This is a genomic window from Bradyrhizobium sp. UFLA06-06 (genome assembly GCF_054820065.1).
In genome coordinates, this window is sequence record NZ_JADFUD010000001.1 from 357,049 (window position 1) to 378,203 (window position 21,155).

The following is a 21,155-nucleotide window of genomic DNA, read 5'->3' on the forward strand; positions in this document are numbered from 1 at the left end:
CTGATCGCTCCAGGCTTTCCCAATCGAGAAGTTTGATCCGTATGAACAGGACATTCGCCGACACGGTCTTCCGCAACGGCCGGATCTACACGTCGAACCGCGGGCAACCCTGGGCGACATGCGCGGCCGTCAAGGCCGGCCGGTTCATCGCCGTGGGCGAGGAGCGCGACGTCGCGGCGCTCATCGGCGAAGGGACGGCGACCGTCGATCTCGGCGGACGCATGGCGATGCCGGGGATCGTCGACATCCACAATCACATCATGATGGGCGGGCAGGCCGATCTCTACGAGCTGCGCTTCTCCAACGCCGACAGCATTCCAAGGATCGCCGAGACCCTGCACAAGGCTGCCTCAGTGGCTGCGCCCGGCGCCTGGATCGTCGGCGGGCAGTTCGGCAACAATCTCCTGAACGAGATGAACACCGCGGAGTCCTGCGCGCTGCTGGACGCTGCCTGCCTCGGGCATCCCGTCGTATTGCGCGACGACACCTATCATAATCGCTGGGCGAGCTCGGCGGCGCTGCGGCTGGCCGGCGTTGCGGCCGATACGGCTGACCCGACCGACGGCGAGATCGGCCGCGACCTCAAGTCCGGAACGCTCACCGGGATCATGATCGAGGCCGCCTCCGGCCTGGTCGAGCGGGCGCTCGCGGCCTCCGGTCACTATACTGCCGAGATGGACCGCGCGGCGGTGGCGCGCTCGATCTCGGTGCTGAATGCCTATGGCGTCACCGCCTTCATCGACGCCGCCAGCATGCAGCCGATCATGGCGGCGCTGAAGGGCCTCGACGACCGCGGCGAGCTCACGGCCTGGGCGGTCTGTGCGATGCCGGTGGTCGAGCCGGGCTTCATGTTCGGCAAGGCCGGCGAGGAGCTGTTCGCGCTGCGCGAGGATTACCGCGGCGCGCATGTGAAACCCGATTATGTGAAGGTGTTCCTCGACGGCGTGCCGGGCGCCAAGACCGCGGCCTTCCACGAGCCGTATGTGGCCGACCCAGTGCGCGGCTGCTGCTTCCGCGGCGCGACCATGCTGACCGTGCCGGACCTGATCCGCTGGCTCGGGCGCTGCGAGAAGCTGGGCCTTGCCGCGAAGATCCACTGCGCGGGCGATGCCGCGGTGACGCAGGCGCTCGACGCCATCGATGTCGTGCGCAGCTTCAACGGCCCGACCCATCTGATCCATCAGATCGCGCATGCGAGCTATATCGCGCCCGACGATATCAAGCGCTTCGCCGAGCTCGGGGTCGCGGCCGATCTGTCGCCGATCATCTGGTATCCGACCATCTTCCTCGAGGCGCACAAGGCCGCGATGGGGGAGGAGCGGGCGCAGCGCTTCTGGCCGAACCGCGATCTGAAAGAGGCCGGCGCGCTGATGGCCGGCGGCTCGGACTGGCCGGTGATCCCGATCCCCGATCCCTGGCAGGGCATCGAGGGCATGGTGACGCGGCAAAATCCGACCGGGGATTTTCCCGGCAAGTCGCTGTGGGCGGAGCAGGCGCTCGATCTCAAGACCGTGATCGACATCTACACCATCGATGCCGCACGCGCGGCCGGCCTCGGCCAGTCGATCGGCTCGATCGAGGTCGGCAAATCGGCCGACCTCATCGTGCTCGATCAGATGATCTTCGACGTCCCGCCGGATCAATTGGCCGATACGCGGGTCGAGATGACCTTCTTCGAGGGCCGCAAGGTCTACGAGCGGGGCGCTTGATGGCAGCGGTGGATCAGATCCCGGTCACGGTGCTGACCGGCTTCCTCGGCAGCGGCAAGACCACGGTGCTGAACCATTTGCTGCGCCAGCCCGAGCTCAATGGCGTCGTCGCCATCATCAACGAGTTCGGCGAGGTGGCGCTGGATCATCTGCTGGTCGAGAGCAGCGAGGACCGCCTGGCGCTGCTCGACAATGGCTGCATCTGCTGCTCGGTGCGCGAGGATCTGATCGAGACGCTGGCCGACCTTGCGTCGCGCCGCGCTGACGGCACGATCCCGCCATTCCACCGGGTGCTGGTCGAGACCACCGGGCTCGCCGATCCCGTGCCCGTGCTGCACACGCTGATGACGGCGCCCGATGTCCTCAGTCGCTACCGGATCGACGGCGTGGTCGCGACCGTCGATGCGGTTAATGGTGCACACACCCTTGTGGCGCATGGCGAGGCCGTCAGGCAGATCGCGGTCGCCGACCGGCTGCTAGTCACCAAGACCGACCTTGCCGCCGGTGATGCAATGGCGCGGCTCGACGCCCAGCTTGCGGCGATCAATCCGGTCGCGACGCGCACGAAAGTGCGAAACGGGATCGTCGATCCGGCGAAAGTCCTCGGTGCCGGGCTGTTCGATCCGGCGGCGCGCTCCGCCGATGTCGTGCGCTGGTTCGATCTGGCGTCGCAGGCGGCCAACGCGCCGCACCATGACGGGGATCATCACTGCGAGGGCGAGGCGTGCGGCCACCACAGCCATCACGCGCACGATGCGGGCGTGTCGTCCTACAGCCTGATCATCGACGAGCCGATCCAGCGCGAGGCGTTCGCGCGCTGGCTCGACTATGTCGCGGCGCTCAAAGGCGAGGACCTGCTGCGCTTCAAGGCGATCGTGCACGTCGCCGAGCAGCCCGACGCGCCCATGGTGGTGCACGGCGTGCAGCACGTGTTCCATCCGCCGATCACGCTTGCCGGCTGGCCGTCGGCGGACCGGCGCTCGCGGCTCGTCTTCATCGTGCGCGGCATCCCGCGCCAGATCATCGAAAACACCTTGTGCAAATTCGCCGCGGTGAGCCGTGCGGCGATCCAACGATCCGCAGCGTGAGCCGCGGTCAGGCATTTTCATCATTGGTTGTTGAGGGAGAGGGACATGACTGAGACAAGGAACAATACCGCGTCCGGCCGGCTCGACCGGCGCACGCTCTTGAAAGCGGCGGGTGCCACCGGTCTCGCATCGGCGATGAACGTGCCGCTGGTCAATGTCGCGCGGGCCGCCGGGAACACCATCAAGATCGGCTGGGTCGGCTGCCTCTCCGGCGTCCGGGCGCAGTTCGCCGAGCCCGATCCCTGGATCCATGAGCGCATCAAGGCACGGCTGAAGGATGGTCTGAAGATCGGCGGCAAGACCTATCAGGTCGAGCTGGTGTTCAAGGACAATCAATCCGATCCGAACCGATCGTCGGTGATCGCAAGTGAATTGGTGCTCCGTGAAAAGTGCGACCTGATCCTGATCGAGGACGGCGACGCGCAGCCGCCGGTGCAGGAGCTCGCCGACGCCCGCGGCATTCCCACCATCTCGACCATGGTGCCGTGGCAGGGCTGGATGTTCCCGCGCAAGTCGACGCCGGACAAGGGTTTTCCCTACAGCTACCACTTCTTCTGGGGCGCCGACGACGTTGCGAAGAACTTCTTGGGCATGTGGCAGTCGGTCGAGACCAACAAGAAGGTCGGCACGCTCTATATCGACAACCCGCCGGGCCAGGCGTTCTCCGATCCGAAGCTCGGCCTGCCGGCGGGCATATCGGCGGCCGGCTATCAGGAATTCTCGGCCGGCAAATTCCAGATCGCGACCGACGACTTCACCAACCAGATCGCGCTGTTCAAGAACAACGGCGTCGACATCGTCTCCGGCTTCACCTTCAGCAATCACTGGGTGACGCTGTGGAATCAGGCGGCGCAGGCCGGTTTCAAGCCGCAGATCTGCACGGTGGCGGCGGCGTTCCTGTTCCCGGCCGCGGTGAATGCGCTCGGCGATCGCGGCGACGGCATGTCGACCGAGGTGTGGTGGACGCCGGCCTATCCGTTCAAGTCCTCGCTGACCGGGCAGAACGCTGGCGAGCTCGCCGCGGAATGGGAGAAGACCACAGGCAAGCAGTGGACCCAGCCGATCGGCTACGCCCATGCGCTGTGGGAGGTCGGGCTCGCGGCGTTGCAGAACAGCGATCCCAAGGACAAGAACTCATTGCGCGATGCGATCGCCGGCCTCGACATGGAGACCGTGGTCGGCCGGGTCAAGTTCAAGGACAGCCCGATCAAGAACGTCGCGGTGACCTCGCTGTCGGGCGGGCAATGGCGCAAGGCCAAGGGCGGCAAGTCGAAATACGAGCTCCTGATCGTGCACAACGGAACGGCGCCGTTCATCCCGAAGCAGGCCGATCTCCAGCTGCTCTCCAAGCTGGCCTGAGATGGCACCGCTTCTGCGCGTCAGCGGGCTGGCCAAGCGCTTTGGCGAGATCGTGGTCGCCGACAATGTCAGCTTCGCGCTGGCGCGCGGCGAGTGCCTCGGCGTGATCGGCCCAAACGGCGCCGGCAAGAGCTCGCTGCTCAACCTGATCGTCGGCCTGCTCACGGCCGACGGCGGCTCGATCATGCTCGACGACAGGGAGATATCAGCCCTGCCGCCGCATCGCCGGGCGCGGATGGGGCTCGGGCGCGCGTTCCAGATCCCGCAGCCGTTCCCGCATCTGTCGGTCTATGAGAACGCGCTGGTCGCGACATCCTACGGCGCGGGCCTCACCGGCGAGGCGGCATCGAGCTGGACCATGGAGGTGTTGCAGCGCACCGGGCTCGACGCCAAAGCGGACAAGCTCGCCGGCGCCTTGCCGCTGATCGACCGCAAGCGGCTGGAATTCGCCAAGGCGCTGGCCTCGAAGCCCAAGCTGATCCTGCTCGACGAGATCGCCGCCGGGCTGACCGAACCCGAGGTCGAGCGCCTCGTTGCCGTCATCCAGTCGGTGAAGGCCGATCACGCCATGATCTGGATCGAGCACATTCCGCACGCGCTGCGCGCGGTGTCGGACCGCATCCTGGTGCTCGATTTCGGCCGCAAGGTGCTGGAGGGACCGCCGGCCGAGGTCATGGACAGCGCCGTGGTCCGCGAGATCTACATGGGATTGAAGGCCGATGGCGTTGCTTGATGTGAATGGCCTGCAGATCTTCTACGGCGATCTGCAAGCCGTGTTCGACATGAACTTCACCGTCGCGGACGGCGAGGCGGTGGCGCTGGTCGGCGCCAACGGTGCCGGCAAGTCCACCTTCCTGAAGGCGCTGGTCGGTCTGAACGAGGAGCGGCGAGGGGCGGTGCAGTTCGACGGCATCGATATCTCGCAGATGCCGGCCGAAGAGGTGTCGCGGCTCGGCCTCATCATGGTGCCCGAGGGCCGCCTGCTGTTCGACTCGCTGACGATCGAGGAGAACCTGCTGATGGGCAGCGTCAACCGGCGCAAAGGGAGCTGGACCTTGCGGCGAGTGTTCGACCTGTTCCCGATCCTCGAGGAGCGGCGGCGGATGTTTCCCGGCCAGCTCTCCGGCGGCCAGCAGCAGATGGCGGCGATCGGCCGCGCGCTGATGTCGAACCCGCGGCTCCTGCTGTGCGACGAGATCTCGCTCGGGCTCGCGCCGGTCGTGGTCGAGCAGATCTATCGCTCCTTTGCCGACATCCGCCGCGAGGGTACCGCCGTCGTGCTGGTCGAGCAGGACGTCAAGCGCGCGCTCGCGACCTCGGAGCGGATCTATTGCCTGTTGAAGGGGCGGGTGTCGCTGACCGGCCCGGCGCAAGGCTTGCAGCCGGAGCAGCTGACGCACGCCTATTTCGGCAACTAGCCAGGATTGGCACGACATGATCTGGGTTGAGACATTGATCAACGGGGCTCTGCTCGGCGGGCTCTATGGCCTGCTCGGCATCGGGCTCGCGCTGGTGTTCGGCGTGATGCGCGTCGTCAACATCGCGCATGGCGAGTTCATGGTGCTGAGCGCGTTCTGCGCCGTGCTGCTCGCCAACCTGTTTCCGCAGGTGTCGCCGCTGTTGATGCTGATTCCGGTGATCGCGCTGTCCTTTGCGGTCGGTTGGCTCTACCAGGCCGCCATCGTCAACCGCGTCGTGACGTCGCCCGATCCGCTCTCTCCGCTGCTGCTTACGTTCGGCGTTTCAGTCATTCTGCGCAACGTGATGGTCGAGGTGTTCGGCGCCGACGTGCGCAGCCTCCAGGTCGGCGAGCTGTCGCGCGCCAGCCTCGAAATCGCCGGGCTGAACATCGGCATCATGCCGCTGCTGACGCTGGTGCTCGCCGCATTGCTGTTCATGGCGCTGCAACTCGTGCTGCGCCATACCGAGTTCGGCCGGATCGTGCGCGCCACCGCCGACCGCCGCGATATCGTCCGGCTGTCCGGGGTCAAGCCGGACCGGGTTTATAACTACGTCATGGGCCTGTCGCTCGCGCTCGGCGCGATCGGCGGCGTGCTGCTCGCGGTGCGCTCGAGCTTCACGCCGTTCTCGGGCGCCGAGCGGCTGCTGATCGCGTTCGAGGTCGTTGTGCTCGGCGGGCTCGGCTCGTTCTGGGGCGCGCTGCTCGGCGGCATCGCGCTCGGCATGGCGCAATTGATCGGGCTGAAGATCGATCCGAATGCTGGGCTGCTCTATGCGCACCTCCTGTTCTTCATCATGCTGCTGATCCGGCCGTCGGGTCTCGTGTCGAGCAGGGTGTGATGCCGATGCCGACACGGACCATTCTTGCGGCCTCTGCCATCGTGCTCGTCGCGGTGATCGCCGGCGCCCCCTTCGTGCTGAACGAGGGTTTTCTGCGGCTCGCGACCGAGTGCCTGCTCTTGCTGACGATGGCGCAGATGTGGAACCTGCTGGCGGGCTATGCCGGGCTGGTGTCGCTCGGCCACCAGGTCTTCATCGCGTTCGGCGCCTATGCGCTGTTCCTGACCTCCGGCTGGCTCGAGGTCACGCCGATCTGGGTGCTGCCGGTCGCGCCGCTGGTGGCGGGCGCGGTTGCGGCGATCATCGCCTTTCCGCTGTTTCGTTTGCGCGACGCCTATTTCTCGATCGCGATGTGGGTGTTCGCCGAGATCATCGGTGCGTTCACGATGAAGTCGCAGGCCGTCGGCGGCACGTCGGGCGTGCCGCTCGCGACCAGCAAGCTGATCGATTTCGACTGGTTCGAGCCGACGATGTTCTGGCTCGCCGGCGGCCTGACGCTCGTGACCATTGCGGCGCTGTACAGGATGATGACCTCGAGCTTCGGGCTCGGGCTGATGAGCGTGCGCGACAATGATCTGGCCGCGATGAGCGTCGGCGTCGACGTCCGGCACAATCGTTTCGTCGCCTTCGTGCTCTCGGCGGCGGGATGCGGGCTCGCCGGCGCGCTCAGCTTCATGGGCAATCTGTTCATCGCGCCGCTGGCGGCCTTCGACGTCAACTGGTCCGTCTACATGATGTTCATCGTGATCATCGGCGGTATCGGAACCCTGGAAGGCCCGATCCTCGGCGTCATCATCTTCTTCGGCCTGCGCGAGCTGATGACCGGACCGCTCGGGCTGTCCGGCGGCTGGTATCTGGTCGGGCTCGGCATCATCGCCGTCGTGGTGATGATCGTGGCGCCGCGCGGCATCTGGCCGGCCTTGCGCGATCGCATCGGCGTGCGGCTGCTCGATGTCCACCGCGCCGCGCCGCGCCCGGCCGCGGCCGCGATCCTGCCGGCTGCGTCGGAACAGGTTACCGGATGAAGCGGGCCTTCACGTCGCCACCGTTGCTTGTATTCTGACAGTTCTGGCTTTGAGTGGAGGGCGGAATGGCTCTGATATCCCGGCATGGCGTATGGGCAGTGGCCGGTCTGATGGTCGCAACATTGGCGGCGCCGCTGCCGGCGCAGGCCGAGCGCCGGATGTGGCCGCAGGTGACCGCAACGCACCCGATGGACGGGCTCACCACCGACGAAATCCGCTCGGTCTCCGATACCCTTCGCGGCGCCGGCAAGCTCGACGATTCGGCGCGGGTCGTCTCGATGTCGGTCGAGGAGGACCCCAAGGACGAGGTGCGGGCGTGGAAGCCCGGACAGCCCTTCACGCGCCGGGCCAGCGCCACGTTGCTGAGCGGCGGGCATCTCTACGAGGCGCATATCGATCTCGCCGCGCGGAGCCTGCTCGGCTGGCAGGAAGTCAGGGATCATGAGGCTGCGCTGACCATCGACGAGCTGATCTCCGCTGGCGACCTGCCGAAGCAGGACCAGCGCTGGATCGCCGCGATGGCCAAGCGCGGCATCACCGATTTCCGCAACGTCATGTGTCTGCCGCTGACGGTCGGTCCGGTGAGCGACCCGACCCTGAAAGGCCGCCGCCTGCTCAACGTTCCCTGTGTTGACACCACGGGCGCCGCCAACAATCTCTGGGGCAAGCCGATCGAGAACCTGTTCGCCCAGGTTGATCTCAAGAGCAAAACGGTGCTGTCGGTGACCGATCTCGGCGTGGTGCCGCCACCGCCGCAGACGCCCTCGCACGCCTATGCCGACTCCGGAACATATCGCAAGGCACCGAAGCCGATCGAGATCACCGCGCCCGAGGGCAGCAATGTGAAGGTGGAGGGCGGTCAGGTCCGCTGGGACAACTGGTCGTTCCATGTCCGTCTCGAGCCGCGCGTCGGCGCCGTGCTGTCGCTGATCCGCTACGATGACCACGGCACGCTCCGCGACATCGCCTATCAGATCTCGGCGAGCGAGATGTTCGTGCCCTATATGGATCCGGCGCCGACCTGGTCGTTCCGCGCCTATATGGATATCGGCGAGTACGGCTTTGGCGTGCTCTCCAGCGAATTGCAGCGCGGCGTGGATTGTCCCGAAGGCGCGCATTATCTCGACCTGACGATCTCGGATACCAAGGGTGCGCCGGTCGTGTCCAAGGGCGCGGTCTGTATCTTCGAGCGCCCGACCGGCGATCCGATCTGGCGCCACAGCGAGCTGATCAACAACACCGCCGAGGTGCGGCCGAACAACGAGCTGGTGGTGCGGATGGCGCCGGTGGTCGGCAATTACGACTATCTGGTGGACTACGTGTTCGACCGTGCCGGCAATATCGATGTGCGGCTCGGCGCCTACGGCATCGATGCCACCAAGGGCGTCGCGAGCAAGACACTGAGCGACCCGACGGCGGCGCAGGATACCGCCTTTGGGACGCTGGTCGACGAACGGCTGCTCGCGGTCAATCACGATCACTACATGACGTTCCGGATCGACATGGACGTCGACGGCACCGCGAACCGGCTGGTCGAGGATCGCTTCAATGTCCGCCGGCTGGAGCAGGGTCAGCGCAAGAGCCTCTGGCAGGTCGACACCAGGCCGGTTGCGACCGAAGGGCCGATCACGATGCCGCTGAACGCGGCGCAGTTCAGGATCGAGAGCACGGGCAAGACCAACAGCCGCGGCTATCGCACGAGCTATCAGTTGATGCCCGGCCACTCCGACGTCTCGCTGCTCGCCAAGGACGATCCGATCCAGCTGCGTGCCGGTTTCAGCGCCTATACGCTGTGGACCTCGGCCTACGCCAGGGACGAGCGCTATGCCGCGGGCATGTATCCGAACGGAAACCCTGAGGTCGACGGCCTGCCGAAATGGACGGCGGCGAAGCGGCCGATCGAGGACCGCGACCTCGTGCTGTGGTACACGGTCGGCTTCCGCCACGTGCCGCGCGCCGAGGATTGGCCGGTCATGCCGGGCCTGTGGCATGGCTTCCGGCTGCGTCCGTTCAACTTCTTCGATCGCAATCCCGCGCTCGACGTGCCGCCGATGGTGAATGCCAGGGACACCAAATGAGCGGCCGCGCGCATCGCATCGGAGTGGCTGCCGGCGCGCTGCTGGCGCTGTTGGCAACCGGCCCAGCCGCGCGTGGCGCGGCGGCCGAGAGCATCGCCGACGATGCGTCCTTGCTCTATCTGAGCACCAGCGACTGGGAGAGGCAACCGGCGCCGCGCAAGGTCGCGCTGGCGGCCGACTTCATGCGCATCTTCTGCACCGACCAACGGATGTCGGCCATATCGCTGGCCGAGTGCCTCGACCGCGACAAGGCGGACGGCGCGCTGTTCGAGCGCGCCATGGCCTGTGTGAGTGCGGTGTCAGGTAGCCGCTGAGAGCCCTGCGTCGATTCCTTCGGCGATCCGCCTCACGTCGGCCGACGTCAGGATCAGGGGCGGCGACAGGATCAGGTTGTTGCCGGAGACGCGGAGCATCACGCCGGCCTCGTAGGCGGCGTCGGCAACCTTCGCCATCGTCTTCTTGTCGGCAGGCTTCTTGCTGTCGCGATCGGCGACCAGTTCGAGCGCGGCCATCAAACCCTTGCCCCTGACGTCGCCGACCAGCGCATGCCTCGCCTTGAGCGCGGCGAGCGCGCGCGCAAGCTCCTCGCCGCGCGCGGCGGCATTCTCGTCAAGCTTGAGGCGGCGGGTCTCGGCGAGCGCCGCAAGGCCCGCGGCGCAGCCGACCGGATGGCCGGAATAGGTGTAGCCGTGGCCGATCGAGCCGAACGTGGTCGTATCGGCCTCGAAGGCCTCCGCGATCCGCTCGCCGATCAGCGTCGCGCCGAGCGGGAAATAGCCCGACGTGATCGCCTTGGCCATCGTCATCATGTCGGGCTTCACGCCCCAGAGCCGCGAACCCGACCACGCGCCGGTGCGTCCGAAACCGGTGACGACCTCATCCGCAATCATCAGGATGCCGTGACGCTCGCAGATCTCGCGCACGAGCTTCATGAAGCTGTCCGGCGGCACGATCACGCCGCCGGCCCCTAACACCGGCTCCATGATGAAGGCGGCGATGGTGTCGGCGCCCTGGAACGCGATCTCCTCCTCCATCGCCGCCGCGCACAGCTGCGCGAGCTTTGCGGGATCGGTCTCGTTGAAGGGATTGCGATAGGTCGATGGCGCGGGGATATGGAACACGCCGGGCAGCATCGGCTCATAGTTGCGGCGGAAATTAGCGTTGCCGTTGACGGAAGCGCCGCCGAAATGGGTGCCGTGGTAGCCCTTCTTCAGCGCCAGGAACTTGGTGCGGTCAGCCTGGCCCTTGATCTTCCAGTATTGCCGCGCGAGCCGCAGCGCGGTCTCGACCGAGTCCGAGCCGCCCGAGGTGAAGAAAGCGCGCACCATGCCTTCCGGCCTGAACCATTCGGTGAGCTCGTAGGCGAGCTCGATCGAGGGCCCACTCGAGGTGCCGCGGAAGCCCGAATAATACGGCAGCGCGCTGAGCTGGTCCGCGATCGCCTGCTTGATCGGATCGCAGCTGTAGCCGAGATTGACATTCCACAATCCGCCGACCGCATCGATCACGGTCTTGCCGTCGATATCGGTGACTTCAACGCCTTCACCCTTCATCACGATCCGCGGCGGCTGCGCCCGCATCTCGGCGGGATGGGCCATCGGGTGCCAGATCGGCTTGGCGTTGTTCTCAACCAGGAAGTTTCTGTCGCGCATGATCGTTCCCTGTCCGGCTGGAGCCTTTTCCGTTCCGATGGAATCGGGACGGGGCTCCAGATTCTAGTCTTGATGCGCTTTCTTCACGCGAACCGGTACCCACTTCGCTCGAAAGCGCTTTAGTCGAATTGCAGCCCGAAATGCCGCAGCGCCTCGCTGTAGGACGCGGCAGGATTGCGCACATCGAATAGCACCGTGCGCATGTTGCATGCGGCGGCGCCTGCGATGTTGCGGCGCTGGTCGTCGACGAAGACGCAATTGTCTGCCTCCAGCGCCAGTTCGTCCAGCACGCTTTGGTAGGCGCGAGGGTCGGGTTTCAGGATCCCGGTATGCGTGGCATCGACGATGGTGTCGAAGCGCTTGAGGATAGAAAGACGGCTGCGGAAATCGGCACCGTAGAACAGGTCGAGCTCGTTCGAGAGAATGGCGAGCCGGAACCCGGCATTGGCGGCGAGGGTGATCGCGCGCTCTGCCTCGGGGCGGATCACGGTGTCGGGATCGGCGCCGCGCGCACGTTTCACGAAGGTCTCCATGTCGCGCCAGTCCTCGCCGACAAGGCGCCCGACCTCTCGGCTGCGGGTCAGCCAGTAGTCGCGCTCAGAAATTTCGCCACGCTGCATGGAAGTCCAGAGCGGATCGCTGTCGGGCGCGAACGGTCCGAGCCATTTCAGTGTGCACGGGGCGAGCCCGAGCGTACGCTCGGTCAGGTCATGGGTCTCGAACAATGTCTTCGAGATCACCCCGCCGAAGTCGAGCACCAGCGCCTGGGCAAGCGGCCTCCTCATGCGGCAGCCGTGGTGCGGCCGCGAGGGACAATGCCGGCAGCGACCCATCGGTCGAAGATGCCGAGCACCGTTTCGTTGAATGCGGCGCTGTTGATGTGATTCTTGATCTCGTGCAGCTCGACGGGCGCCTCGATCGCCGACCGCATGGCGTCGACGAAGGCGGCGAGGGCGTCGGGATCGTGCAAGGCTTCGCCTTCGCGATCCCATTGCTGGATGCCGCCGGCGGGCAGCACGAAGGCAACGGGAGCGTTGGCCTGGGACAGTTTCCCGGCAATCGCGCGGGCGATCCGTTGGCGATCAGTGGATCCCGACGTTGCCGACGCAAGCAGCCGGTTGTGCGCGTGGAATGGACGATCCGACAGCTCGTTCGGAACCCCAAGCCATGCCGGGAAGTCGACCATGTCGATCGCCCCGGGTGCGACGATCTGTGGAATCCCGGCTCTGCCCGCATTCTCCAGCCTGTCAGCGCCGGAATTGACCACCGAGCCGGTGAGCTGGTTGGCGACCTCCTGCAGGCTGAGGTCCAGCACCGCGGCAAAGCCACCTTGGGCGGCGATCGATTCCATCGCGCGGCCGCCCATGCCGGTGGTGTGGAAGACGACCACCTCGTAGCCGCGCCGCTCAAGCTGCGGCTTGAGCTCGACCATGTAGCGCAGGCAGCTCTTGCCGAGCGAGGTGATCGCAACGACCGGCCGATCCTTGCGCGGCCTGATTGCGCTTCTGGCGGCGCCGACGATCGCGCCGCAGGCTTGCGACAGCACGGCGGTGCAGGTGCCGTTGAGGCCATAGAGGCCGCCGGCCCACAGGATCATCATCAGATCGGCGGCGACGCGCTCGGGCGGGATCAGATGCGAGAAGGCGACGGTCGAGACGATCAGCTTCGGCAGGCCGAGCGGCAGCGCCTGCGCGACGTCGAGCGCAAGGTCGGTGCCCATCGTGCCGCCGATCGCGATCACGCCGTCGATGGCATCGCGCTCAGCGAGCGCGCGCGCCAGATTGGCGGCGCCGACCGCCATCAGCGACATCGCGGAATTCTCGTCGCCGCTCGATGCGACAGCCTCGATCGTGGTCTGTGCGGCGGCCGCCACCGCGTGCTTGTCATGTGCCACCTGGTACGGTGGATCGCCGAGCACGCTGATGTCCATCATGATGGTTCGGCCACCGGCGCGCGCGATGCACTCGCTCATGAACAGCAGTTCGTCGGCCTTGGTGTCTCCCGTTCCGATCAGGAGAATGCGGGGCTGCGTCATCTCAGGCATGACCTTCGGCTCGCCGGCAGGCGTAAGGGATGGTGACAACCGGTTTGCATAACGCAGGCGGAGCGCTCGGCCATCGTGCAATCACGCTATGGGGACCGGCCTTGCCGTGACATCCACCTATCGGTTGATTGCTGCCAAAGCCTTGATTTGGCGAGGATTGCGCCATGCAGCGGTCTTGCTCGGAAGCCGCTTTTGTCATCGTCATAATTGTCTCGCATGCAACAAGCCCAGATCGATCGACTACGCGCGGCCGTCATTCCGGCCCAGCAGCTCTTCATCGGCGGCCGGCCGGCGCCGGCGATCGGCGAGGCACGGCTTGATGTCGTGTCGCCGATCGACGGCCAGGTGTTGACCAGCATAGCTGACGGCGACGCGGCCGATGTCGACGCCGCGGTCAGACACGCGCGGCGGGCCTTCGAGCAGGGCAGCTGGTCGCGCGCGGCGCCGGCGCAGCGCAAGAAGGTGTTGCTGCGGTTCGCCGACCTCATCGAGCAGCACGCGCTCGAGATTGCGGTACTCGGCGTGCGCGACAACGGCACCGAGATCAGCATGGCCTACAAGGCCGAACCGCTCTCGGCCGCCGGCACCATCCGTTACTACGCCGAGGCGATCGACAAGGTCTATGGCGAGATCGCGCCGACCTCAGGCGATGTGCTCGGGCTCGTGCATCGCGAGCCGCTTGGTGTCGTCGGCGTGATCGTGCCGTGGAATTTCCCGCTGATGATCGGAGCGTGGAAGATCGGCCCGGCGCTTGCCGCCGGAAATTCGGTCGTGGTCAAGCCGCCGGAGCTCGCGTCGCTGACGCTGCTGCGGCTTGCCGAGCTCGCGACCGAGGCGGGGTTACCCGATGGTGTGCTCAACGTCGTCACCGGCCGCGGCGCATCCGCCGGCGAGGCGCTTGCGCTGCACATGGATGTCGAAGTGCTCGCCTTCACCGGCTCGGGTGCGGTGGGCCGGCGTCTCCTGGAATGCTCGGCGCGATCGAACCTGAAGCGCGTCCATCTCGAGCTTGGCGGCAAGTCGCCCAACATCGTGTTCGCCGATGCGCCCGACATCAAGCATGCGGCCAAGGTCTCGGCGAGCGGGATTTTCCGAAACTCCGGCCAGGTCTGCGTGGCCGGATCGCGGCTGCTGGTGCAGTCCTCGATCTACGATCGCTTCATGGCCGAGCTGCTCGACGCCGCCGCCAAACTCCGCGTCGGCGATCCCCTCGAATTGACCTCGGATATCGGCGCTATCGCGAGCAAACCGCAGTTGCGCAAGAACCTGGATGCCGTTGCCCGCGCGGAAGTGCAGGGCGCGACGCGGCTGGTTGGCGGCGCACAGATCCGCGTCGAGAGCGGCGGCAACTTCATGGCGCCTACGATCCTCACCGAGGTGACGCCGTCGATGCAGGTCTGGCGCGAGGAGGTGTTCGGCCCGGTGCTGGCAGTGACGCGGTTCGAGGGCGAGGAAGATGCCACAGCGCTCGCCAATGCGACCTCCTATGGACTTGCATCGGCGGTGTGGACGGCAAGTCTGTCGACGGCGCATCGCATGGTGCGCGCCATCAAGGCCGGCGTCGTGCACGTCAACGCCTATGGCGGCGCCGACATCACGGTGCCGCTCGGCGGCTTCAAGCAATCCGGCTTCGGACGCGACAAGTCGCTGCACGCCCTCGATGCCTATACCGACCTCAAGACCGCCTGGATCGCGCTATGACAGCTGCAACCGCCGAACGCACGGGCGTTCTGAACCGACTGCTCGATGCCGAGCAGGAGCGTTTTCGCGCGCTGCACCCGCGATCGGCCGCGGCCTGGCAGGAGGGACGGCAGCACTACCTTTACGGCGGCCCGTCGCACTGGATGCGGCGCTGGGCCGGCGGCTTCCCCGTCTATGCCGAGGAGGCGCAGGGCGCGCATATCAGGGACATCGACGGCCGCGACTACATCGATTTCTGCCTTGGCGACACCGGCGGCATGTGCGGCCACGCGCCCGAGGCGGTGACCGAGGCTGCGCTCGCTCAGCTCAAGCGTGGCGCGACCATGATGCTGCCGACGGAAGACAGCATCTGGGTCGGCGCCGAACTGTCCCGCCGCTTCGGTCCGAAATACTGGACGCTGACGACGTCAGCGACCGATGCCAACCGCGCGGCGATCCGAATCTCGCGCATGATCACCGGCCGGCGCAAGGTGCTGGTGTTCTCCGGCTGCTATCATGGCGGCGTCGAGGAGGCGCATGTCGAGATCCGCGACGGCCGGGTCGGCCTGCGCAACATGATTCATCCCAACGGCATCGATCATGATGCGGTGAGCCGGGTCGTTGAATTCAACGATGTCGCGGGACTGGAGGCGGCGCTGGCGCATGGCGACGTCGCCTGCGTACTGACCGAGCCGCTGATGACGAATTTCGGCATGATCCCGGTCGATCCTGGTTTTCACCGGGCGTTGCGTGACCTGACCCGCCGCGCCGGCACCGTCCTCATCATCGACGAGACCCACACGCTGTCCTGCGGGCCGGGCGGCTATACGGAGAGCCATGGGCTCGATCCCGACATTTTCGTCGCTGGCAAGGCGATCGCGGGTGGCATCCCCGCCGGCGTGTTTGGTCTCAGCCACGAGATCGCGGAGCGACTCTGGAAGATCGTCCCCCACGTCAATCCGCGGGAGCGGCAGTCGGCGCATCTTGGATTCGGAGGCACGCTTGCCGGCAACGCGCTGACGGTCGCGACCATGCGCGCGGTGCTGGAGAAGGTGCTGACCTCTGCGAATTACGAGCGGATGATCGGAACCGCGACCTGGCTTGCGCAGGAAGCGCGCCGGCTGATCACAGCGGCCGGTCTGCCCTGGCACGTCACGCAGATCGGCGCGCGCGCCGAGATCATGTTCATGCCGCAGCCGCCACGCAGCGGCGCCGACGTCATTGCCGGCCGGCAACCCGATCTCGAGACCCTGCTGCATGCGTTCTACATCAACGAGGGCATTCTGGTGACCCCGTTCCACACCATGCTGCTGATGTGTCCGGCGACGTCCGCGCGCGACGTCGACACACACACGGCGGTGTTGGCGCGGTTCATCGACTTGCTGCGCGGCGCAGGAGCGATCTGATGCAGGCGCTACCGTTCAATCTTGACGGCCGGATCGCCATCGTCACCGGCGGCGGCAGGGGGATCGGCGCGGCCATCGTGAGACGGCTCGCAGAGGCCGGCGCGACCGTGGTGATCGCCAACCGGACGCTTGATGTGGCCGAGACGTTGGCGCGCGAACTTGTGGCCGATGGACGGGCGGCGCATTGCGTCCCGTTCGACCGGCTGGACCGCAGTAGCTTGCGCGTGATGGTCGACCGCGTCGCTGCTCAATATGGCCGGCTCGATATCGTCGTACACAATGCCGGCGGCTGTCCGTGGTCATCGCTTGAGGAGCTTGATGAAGCGAAGCTTGAGGATACGCTGGCGCTGAACCTCAACGCCAGCATCTGGCTCGCGCAGGCCTCCATTCCGCACATGCGCGCCGTCAGGTTCGGGCGCATCCTCGTGACATCCTCGGTTTCCGCGCGCGTCGCGATGGGCGGCGGCGCGCATTACTCGGCGGCGAAAGCCGGCGTGAACGCGTTTATCCGCGGTGCCGCCTTCGAGCTCGCGCGCGACGGCATCACGGTCAACGGCGTCGAGGCCGGCTTCATCGAGAAGCCGGGTCGCGGCACCATGAGCGCGCCGGAGAACAAGGCGAAGCTCGCGCGCTTTATTCCGATGGGGCACATGGGCGGCGCCGACGACATCGCCTGCGCGATGCTCTATCTCGCCTCCGCCGAGGCCAAATACGTCACCGGGCAGACCATCGTCGTCGACGGCGGCTCGACGCTGCCGGAGACCGGATTTGCCGTCGAACGGCAATGGGGAGTCTAGATGAGCATGATCTTTTCGGAAAACCGGTTTCCACCTTTCCGGATCATGCTCTGATGCCGCGGCTCGACGGAAAGACCGCGCTGGTGACCGGCGCCGCCACGGGAATCGGCCGGGCGACGGCGGCGCTGCTGGCGTTGAGCGGCGCGCGCGTCGTGCTGTTCGGGCTCGGTGAAGCAGAGCTCCAGACCGCCGCGGCGGAGTGCGGAGGGCAGGCGGTCCATGGCGACGTCACGCGTCCGGACGACATTGCCAACGCCGTCGCCGCCTGCGGGGCGTGGCTCGACATCGTGGTCAACGCCGCAGGCCTGATCGTGCCGGATCAGCCCGCCAGCGTCTCCGACGAGGTCTGGGCCAAAACGCTCGACGTCAACCTCACGGGGACGATGCGCGTCTGTCGGGCATCGCTGCCGCTGCTCCGGCAGCGCGGCGGCGCGATCGTGAACGTCGCCTCGGTTGCCGCGTTCAATGCCAGCCCGGATAGCGCAAGCTACGCTGCCAGCAAGGCGGCCGTCGTCGCCTATACGCGTTCGCTGGCCTATGCGCACGGCACCGACGGCATCCGCGCCAATGCGGTGGCGCCAGGCTGGGTGCGCACGCCGATGAGCGCCCATGAAATGCAGCTGCTTGCGGACCAGAACGACACCACTGTCGATGCCGAGATTCGCGGCGTCGAACGACGCATTGCCCTGGGACGGATGGCCGAGCCCGCCGAGATCGCTGCGTGCTGCCTGTTCCTGGCCTCCGACGAGGCGTCCTTCGTGACCGGCGCGGTACTGGTCGCCGATGGCGGCGGCCGCGCGCCGACGCAGAATCGCGCCGTGTAAACGGACGGTTGGCGTCTCGGGGCAGGCGGCCGGCACCTTGATAACGACCGGCGGATTTGGCACTCTCGCGCGGTCACGTCATTCGATCGAGGGGCGTTATGAACAAGTCATTTTCTGTGATCATTGCCGCGGCCGCATCAATCGTCGTTCTGTCGTCGACGGCGGCGCGATGCGGCGACTACTATCCGTTTGGCGATCCGCCGTACCGGCTGGACTACGTGCAAGAGCCCCAGATCGTATCGGGCTGCTGGAAATGGAATTGGCAGCTGTATCAGTGGCAGGACCGCTGCCCGGTCTACGTCAATCCGAAGGCTTATATGTTCTCCCGCTCGTCGCGCGCCGTGCTCCGCACCAAGGGGTGAGGAGAGTTCGGCTGCTTGAGGTGCTCTGCGTCACGCCCATTGGAGCGACGCAGAGCACGCACTCATGAATGCGCGATGGTGCAGGCCACCTGGTGACGCTTGCCGAAGTTGAGCAGCGCGTTTTCCCGGAAGCCGTCCAGCCAGACGCCGCGGCCCGCATAGCGATAGCCGACGCCCATCGGAACGTGCCGCACATGGATGCCGCCACGGCCGGTGAGCAGGGAGGCCGTGACCACTTCGCCCTCGACCGACACAGCGCGCGGGCACAGCGGATATTGATGGCCGTTCTCGCAGGTGAAGACGATCTCGGTGCAGGTGCCGACCGGTGCTTTTGTGACCAGGCCAAGGTCCGCTGCCGCCGCCGGCCCGGAGTTGCCGAACAGCGTTGTGCCCAAAGCCAAAATGCCTGCGACCGTGTAGCCAAACCGAATACGCATCTGTGCCCCCTCGTCCAGCGATAGGCTAAGTAATTGAGGAAAATATCTCGCGCTAAATGAGCAAAAAAAACTTCGGAGGTCAAACCTCTGCCCAGTGCGGTGCGGGGAGATCGGCCGGCGCCAATGCGAATGGCGTGTCAGGTGTTGCAACTTTGCTGCAGTAAGTCTGAATTCGGCTGCAAGCTGCCCGGTAGCGTTAATGCATCTTTACTGGCCACAATTCGCCCTGCAAGTGGTGTGATGTATTGAGTCGTGTTCCGGAGATTGCTTCAATGAGCTGACCGGATCGCATCACGAACGCATTCGGACGGACATCGGGGGTAGGAATGGACTTCCGTGGTGGCATTGTACGTTCGCTACTGACCCTGATGATTGTCTCATTGCCTGCGCTGGCAGCTCATGCGGAGACTCAAGCTCAACCGGCGAACGGTCGGGCAGCGGCGGCAGCGCCGGCTCAGGGCGATCAAGCCTTTTCTGGCCCGAGCTTCCGCAAAGGTCTGTGGCGCTTCGTGCGAACGCTCGATGTGGTCAGGACCGCCAACAAGAACTTCAAGTATCGGGTGGTCAACGCGGAGACGACGCGCTGCGTCGACCCGACCCACGCCATGAAGGCGACCTTTGCCTCGGGATCGATCGGAAGCTGCGTCTCGGACAAGCCGGAGAAGGTTGGTAATCAATACACGTTCGGACGCCGCTGCGATTACATGGGGGCGGTCAGCACCGTCATCACCGTGCGCAGCGACGAGGCCTATACCGAGCTGAACGAGATCAGCACCGGAGAGCATCCCCGGACCGACACGGTCGTCGCGACAAGGATTGGCGACTGCGACGACGGTAGCGCGGCCAAGATTGAGGCCAAGTCAGAGGCCAAGTCAGAGGCCAAGACTGACAAGTCCGCTGCGGCGGCTTTGCAGCACTAGCTGGCAATCAGACGGCGGGTGGCGGCGGACGAGGCGTCCATTCGTCCCCAACGGCGTAGACGCTGCGCTTCCTTTGTCGCCGAAGCTGCCCCGCCTGAAGCAACCGGGCATTCACCGTGTTTGGCGCAAGAGCTGGTGAGAGCTTCGAGCAAAGGCCGAGCATTTACGGGGTCTTAACACGAAATGCTCCTGAATGATGTGAGGTTGGACGTGCTTCAAGCGAAGTCACGCGATCCGCGTCAATCGGCCGGTTAGGGATTCAATAAATGACATCGCGTGAGGGCTTCGCCCCGTCGAAGATCTTCGCATCCGCGCTTGGCGTCGTGACCGCGCTTTCCGTGTCCGTGCTCGCCGCCTCGAGCGCCGTGGCGGAGGAGGGATTCAGCGGGCCGACCTTCCGAAAAGGAATGTGGCGCTTCGTGCGGACGCTGGAAATCGCCACGTCCTCGAACGTCCGGCAAACGCTGCTCGAGCGCGAAATGACGCGCTGTGTCGATCCGACCCAGGCGATGAAGGCGACCTTCGCATCTCCGTCCGTTGGAAATTGCCACTCTTCGCGGCCGGAGAAGATCAACAACAAGTACGTTTTCTCCAACCGCTGCGACTATCTCGGGCCGGTCAGCACCGTCATCACGGTTCTCAGCGACGAGGCCTATACCGAGGTCAACAAGACCAATGTTGGTCAGGCGCCGCGGACCGACCGGGTGGTCGCCCGCCGAATCAGCGATTGCCACGAGGATAGGGCTTCGCTCGGCCAGCCGGCCTCCGCACCGAGCGAGGTGCAGGAGCAGGACTCTGCCGACGGCGAGCCGCTCTAAGGCGGCCGGTCTGCGCGAGCATTCAGGGACATCCGCTTTCGAGCCGCCCGGTCAGATCTTTTGCTGGCCTCCCGGGCCGCTGACCTTGACGGTGATCTTCTGAATTTCGGTTCGGCCGCCCTGGTACTTGACCTCGATGGTCAGGGCGTCGTCGCCGAGAAATTCCGGCGGCGCCTTGTAGAAGGCGACATAGGCCGGCACCTCAAGCGCCAGGCAGGCCTTGTAATTGGTGGCCTTCGCCTTCGCCGACTTCACTACCACCTTTCCGGCAGCCGGCGCAGTGACCAGGCGGATGGTCGGCAGCGGCCCCGACGTGCAATCAGGTAACACGTTGAGGTAGAGGCCAATCTGGGTGTCCCGGTTGGCCAGGGCGCGAACCTGGCGCTCCACCGTGGTCTCCTGCGGGACGGGTTGTGCAGGGGCTTGCGCGGCCGCCGCGCCGAAACAGCCCCAAATCAAGACAGCGGCACACGCCTGAAGAATCACCCGCATCGACTGCTGCTCCAAATCGCCGGGAAGGACGAACGGGGCCGGGGAAATACTGCTTTCGGCCAAGTTAATCCGGCTAAGCCGTTGTTCTTTCAGCTTCGACCTGTCCGATCTTTACCACACTTCCACGGAAAGCATTGATTAACCAAATACATTTCTTGACCGC

The 21,155-nt window shown here is 65.7% G+C and carries 21 protein-coding genes; 16 read left to right on the forward strand and 5 right to left on the reverse strand.

The window, feature by feature from the left end:
- The first annotated feature begins 41 nt into the window (after nucleotides 1-41).
- The 9 genes from IF803_RS01560 (at nucleotide 42) to IF803_RS01600 (ending at nucleotide 9,874) form a co-directional block, all read left to right on the forward strand.
- Nucleotides 42-1,709 (forward strand): amidohydrolase, encoded by a 1,668-nt coding sequence (locus IF803_RS01560; RefSeq protein ID WP_461191021.1) that lies wholly within the window; start codon nucleotides 42-44, stop codon nucleotides 1,707-1,709.
- Nucleotides 1,709-2,797 carry a CobW family GTP-binding protein gene (locus IF803_RS01565; protein ID WP_461191022.1) on the forward strand — a complete coding sequence of 363 codons (1,089 nt, stop codon included), beginning with the start codon at nucleotides 1,709-1,711 and terminating at the stop codon, nucleotides 2,795-2,797. The genes IF803_RS01560 and IF803_RS01565 overlap by 1 nt, the downstream gene beginning before the upstream one ends.
- A 45-nt stretch (nucleotides 2,798-2,842) precedes the next feature.
- Nucleotides 2,843-4,156, forward strand: coding sequence for an ABC transporter substrate-binding protein (locus tag IF803_RS01570; protein WP_461191023.1), 1,314 nt, complete (start codon nucleotides 2,843-2,845; stop codon nucleotides 4,154-4,156).
- A gap of 1 nt (nucleotide 4,157) precedes the next feature.
- On the forward strand, nucleotides 4,158-4,889 hold the full coding sequence (locus IF803_RS01575) for an ABC transporter ATP-binding protein (protein WP_461191024.1): 732 nt from the start codon (nucleotides 4,158-4,160) through the stop codon (nucleotides 4,887-4,889).
- Complete coding sequence (locus IF803_RS01580; protein WP_028331396.1) at nucleotides 4,876-5,574, forward strand: ABC transporter ATP-binding protein; 699 nt, start codon at nucleotides 4,876-4,878, stop codon at nucleotides 5,572-5,574. The genes IF803_RS01575 and IF803_RS01580 overlap by 14 nt, the downstream gene beginning before the upstream one ends.
- Nucleotides 5,575-5,590: 16 nt before the next feature.
- Nucleotides 5,591-6,457: a branched-chain amino acid ABC transporter permease gene (locus tag IF803_RS01585; RefSeq protein ID WP_057017060.1), complete on the forward strand. Its 867-nt coding sequence runs from the start codon at nucleotides 5,591-5,593 to the stop codon at nucleotides 6,455-6,457.
- The gene (locus IF803_RS01590) at nucleotides 6,457-7,482 is read left to right on the forward strand and encodes a branched-chain amino acid ABC transporter permease (RefSeq protein ID WP_461191025.1); all 1,026 of its coding nucleotides are present in this window, start codon (nucleotides 6,457-6,459) and stop codon (nucleotides 7,480-7,482) included. Before IF803_RS01585 ends, IF803_RS01590 begins: the two co-directional genes overlap by 1 nt.
- A gap of 65 nt (nucleotides 7,483-7,547) precedes the next feature.
- Nucleotides 7,548-9,560 carry a copper amine oxidase gene (locus IF803_RS01595; RefSeq protein WP_461191026.1) on the forward strand — a complete coding sequence of 671 codons (2,013 nt, stop codon included), beginning with the start codon at nucleotides 7,548-7,550 and terminating at the stop codon, nucleotides 9,558-9,560.
- Nucleotides 9,557-9,874, forward strand: coding sequence for a hypothetical protein (locus tag IF803_RS01600; RefSeq protein ID WP_461191027.1), 318 nt, complete (start codon nucleotides 9,557-9,559; stop codon nucleotides 9,872-9,874). The genes IF803_RS01595 and IF803_RS01600 overlap by 4 nt, the downstream gene beginning before the upstream one ends.
- Here the strand turns inward: IF803_RS01600 and IF803_RS01605 are convergent.
- The 3 genes from IF803_RS01605 to IF803_RS01615 form a co-directional block, all read right to left on the reverse strand.
- Nucleotides 9,860-11,212, reverse strand: coding sequence for an aminotransferase class III-fold pyridoxal phosphate-dependent enzyme (locus tag IF803_RS01605; protein ID WP_461191028.1), 1,353 nt, complete (start codon nucleotides 11,210-11,212; stop codon nucleotides 9,860-9,862). The genes IF803_RS01600 and IF803_RS01605 overlap by 15 nt on opposite strands.
- Nucleotides 11,213-11,331: 119 nt before the next feature.
- Entirely contained in the window at nucleotides 11,332-11,997 is a 666-nt protein-coding gene (locus tag IF803_RS01610) for an HAD family hydrolase (protein ID WP_461191029.1), read from the reverse strand.
- Complete coding sequence (locus tag IF803_RS01615; protein WP_461191030.1) at nucleotides 11,994-13,256, reverse strand: Tm-1-like ATP-binding domain-containing protein; 1,263 nt, start codon at nucleotides 13,254-13,256, stop codon at nucleotides 11,994-11,996. Before IF803_RS01615 ends, IF803_RS01610 begins: the two co-directional genes overlap by 4 nt.
- 216 nt (nucleotides 13,257-13,472) lie before the next feature.
- On the opposite strand from IF803_RS01615, the gene IF803_RS01620 reads away from it, so the two are divergent.
- The 5 genes from IF803_RS01620 (at nucleotide 13,473) to IF803_RS01640 (ending at nucleotide 18,325) form a co-directional block, all read left to right on the forward strand.
- Nucleotides 13,473-14,957, forward strand: a complete 1,485-nt coding sequence (locus IF803_RS01620; RefSeq protein ID WP_461191031.1) for an aldehyde dehydrogenase — start codon at nucleotides 13,473-13,475, stop codon at nucleotides 14,955-14,957.
- A complete protein-coding gene (locus IF803_RS01625; protein ID WP_461191032.1) occupies nucleotides 14,954-16,342 on the forward strand; it encodes a transaminase in 1,389 nt (462 codons plus the stop codon). Before IF803_RS01620 ends, IF803_RS01625 begins: the two co-directional genes overlap by 4 nt.
- A complete protein-coding gene (locus IF803_RS01630) occupies nucleotides 16,342-17,139 on the forward strand; it encodes an SDR family oxidoreductase (protein ID WP_461191033.1) in 798 nt (265 codons plus the stop codon). Before IF803_RS01625 ends, IF803_RS01630 begins: the two co-directional genes overlap by 1 nt.
- Before the next feature lie 53 nt (nucleotides 17,140-17,192).
- Complete coding sequence (locus IF803_RS01635) at nucleotides 17,193-17,963, forward strand: SDR family NAD(P)-dependent oxidoreductase (protein WP_461191034.1); 771 nt, start codon at nucleotides 17,193-17,195, stop codon at nucleotides 17,961-17,963.
- A gap of 98 nt (nucleotides 17,964-18,061) precedes the next feature.
- Nucleotides 18,062-18,325, forward strand: a complete 264-nt coding sequence (locus IF803_RS01640) for a hypothetical protein (protein ID WP_038382022.1) — start codon at nucleotides 18,062-18,064, stop codon at nucleotides 18,323-18,325.
- Nucleotides 18,326-18,387: 62 nt separating this feature from the next.
- On the opposite strand, the gene IF803_RS01645 is transcribed toward IF803_RS01640, so the two are convergent.
- Nucleotides 18,388-18,762, reverse strand: a complete 375-nt coding sequence (locus IF803_RS01645; RefSeq protein WP_028345103.1) for a hypothetical protein — start codon at nucleotides 18,760-18,762, stop codon at nucleotides 18,388-18,390.
- 326 nt (nucleotides 18,763-19,088) lie between these two features.
- Between IF803_RS01645 and IF803_RS01650 the strand changes: the two genes are divergently transcribed.
- Complete coding sequence (locus tag IF803_RS01650; protein ID WP_461191035.1) at nucleotides 19,089-19,682, forward strand: hypothetical protein; 594 nt, start codon at nucleotides 19,089-19,091, stop codon at nucleotides 19,680-19,682.
- A 266-nt stretch (nucleotides 19,683-19,948) separates the two neighbouring features.
- The gene (locus IF803_RS01655; RefSeq protein WP_461191036.1) at nucleotides 19,949-20,500 is read left to right on the forward strand and encodes a DUF3617 domain-containing protein; all 552 of its coding nucleotides are present in this window, start codon (nucleotides 19,949-19,951) and stop codon (nucleotides 20,498-20,500) included.
- A 51-nt stretch (nucleotides 20,501-20,551) separates the two neighbouring features.
- Here the strand turns inward: IF803_RS01655 and IF803_RS01660 are convergent, their stop codons facing one another.
- The gene (locus IF803_RS01660) at nucleotides 20,552-21,055 is read right to left on the reverse strand and encodes a hypothetical protein (protein WP_244435646.1); all 504 of its coding nucleotides are present in this window, start codon (nucleotides 21,053-21,055) and stop codon (nucleotides 20,552-20,554) included.
- Nucleotides 21,056-21,155 lie beyond the last annotated feature (100 nt).

Excerpts from the sequence above, each read along its gene's own strand:
- IF803_RS01560 (WP_461191021.1), top strand. The coding sequence starts at position 42 with ATGAACAGGACATTCGCCGACACGGTCTTCCGCAACGGCCGGATCTAC.
- IF803_RS01565 (WP_461191022.1), top strand. The coding sequence starts at position 1,709 with ATGGCAGCGGTGGATCAGATCCCGGTCACGGTGCTGACCGGCTTCCTC.
- IF803_RS01570 (WP_461191023.1), top strand. The coding sequence starts at position 2,843 with ATGACTGAGACAAGGAACAATACCGCGTCCGGCCGGCTCGACCGGCGC.
- IF803_RS01575 (WP_461191024.1), top strand. The coding sequence starts at position 4,158 with ATGGCACCGCTTCTGCGCGTCAGCGGGCTGGCCAAGCGCTTTGGCGAG.
- IF803_RS01580 (WP_028331396.1), top strand. The coding sequence starts at position 4,876 with ATGGCGTTGCTTGATGTGAATGGCCTGCAGATCTTCTACGGCGATCTG.
- IF803_RS01585 (WP_057017060.1), top strand. The coding sequence starts at position 5,591 with ATGATCTGGGTTGAGACATTGATCAACGGGGCTCTGCTCGGCGGGCTC.
- IF803_RS01590 (WP_461191025.1), top strand. The coding sequence starts at position 6,457 with ATGCCGATGCCGACACGGACCATTCTTGCGGCCTCTGCCATCGTGCTC.
- IF803_RS01595 (WP_461191026.1), top strand. The coding sequence starts at position 7,548 with ATGGCTCTGATATCCCGGCATGGCGTATGGGCAGTGGCCGGTCTGATG.
- IF803_RS01600 (WP_461191027.1), top strand. The coding sequence starts at position 9,557 with ATGAGCGGCCGCGCGCATCGCATCGGAGTGGCTGCCGGCGCGCTGCTG.
- IF803_RS01605 (WP_461191028.1), bottom strand. The coding sequence starts at position 11,212 with ATGCGCGACAGAAACTTCCTGGTTGAGAACAACGCCAAGCCGATCTGG.
- IF803_RS01610 (WP_461191029.1), bottom strand. The coding sequence starts at position 11,997 with ATGAGGAGGCCGCTTGCCCAGGCGCTGGTGCTCGACTTCGGCGGGGTG.
- IF803_RS01615 (WP_461191030.1), bottom strand. The coding sequence starts at position 13,256 with ATGCCTGAGATGACGCAGCCCCGCATTCTCCTGATCGGAACGGGAGAC.
- IF803_RS01620 (WP_461191031.1), top strand. The coding sequence starts at position 13,473 with ATGCAACAAGCCCAGATCGATCGACTACGCGCGGCCGTCATTCCGGCC.
- IF803_RS01625 (WP_461191032.1), top strand. The coding sequence starts at position 14,954 with ATGACAGCTGCAACCGCCGAACGCACGGGCGTTCTGAACCGACTGCTC.
- IF803_RS01630 (WP_461191033.1), top strand. The coding sequence starts at position 16,342 with ATGCAGGCGCTACCGTTCAATCTTGACGGCCGGATCGCCATCGTCACC.
- IF803_RS01635 (WP_461191034.1), top strand. The coding sequence starts at position 17,193 with ATGCCGCGGCTCGACGGAAAGACCGCGCTGGTGACCGGCGCCGCCACG.
- IF803_RS01640 (WP_038382022.1), top strand. The coding sequence starts at position 18,062 with ATGAACAAGTCATTTTCTGTGATCATTGCCGCGGCCGCATCAATCGTC.
- IF803_RS01645 (WP_028345103.1), bottom strand. The coding sequence starts at position 18,762 with ATGCGTATTCGGTTTGGCTACACGGTCGCAGGCATTTTGGCTTTGGGC.
- IF803_RS01650 (WP_461191035.1), top strand. The coding sequence starts at position 19,089 with ATGGACTTCCGTGGTGGCATTGTACGTTCGCTACTGACCCTGATGATT.
- IF803_RS01655 (WP_461191036.1), top strand. The coding sequence starts at position 19,949 with ATGACATCGCGTGAGGGCTTCGCCCCGTCGAAGATCTTCGCATCCGCG.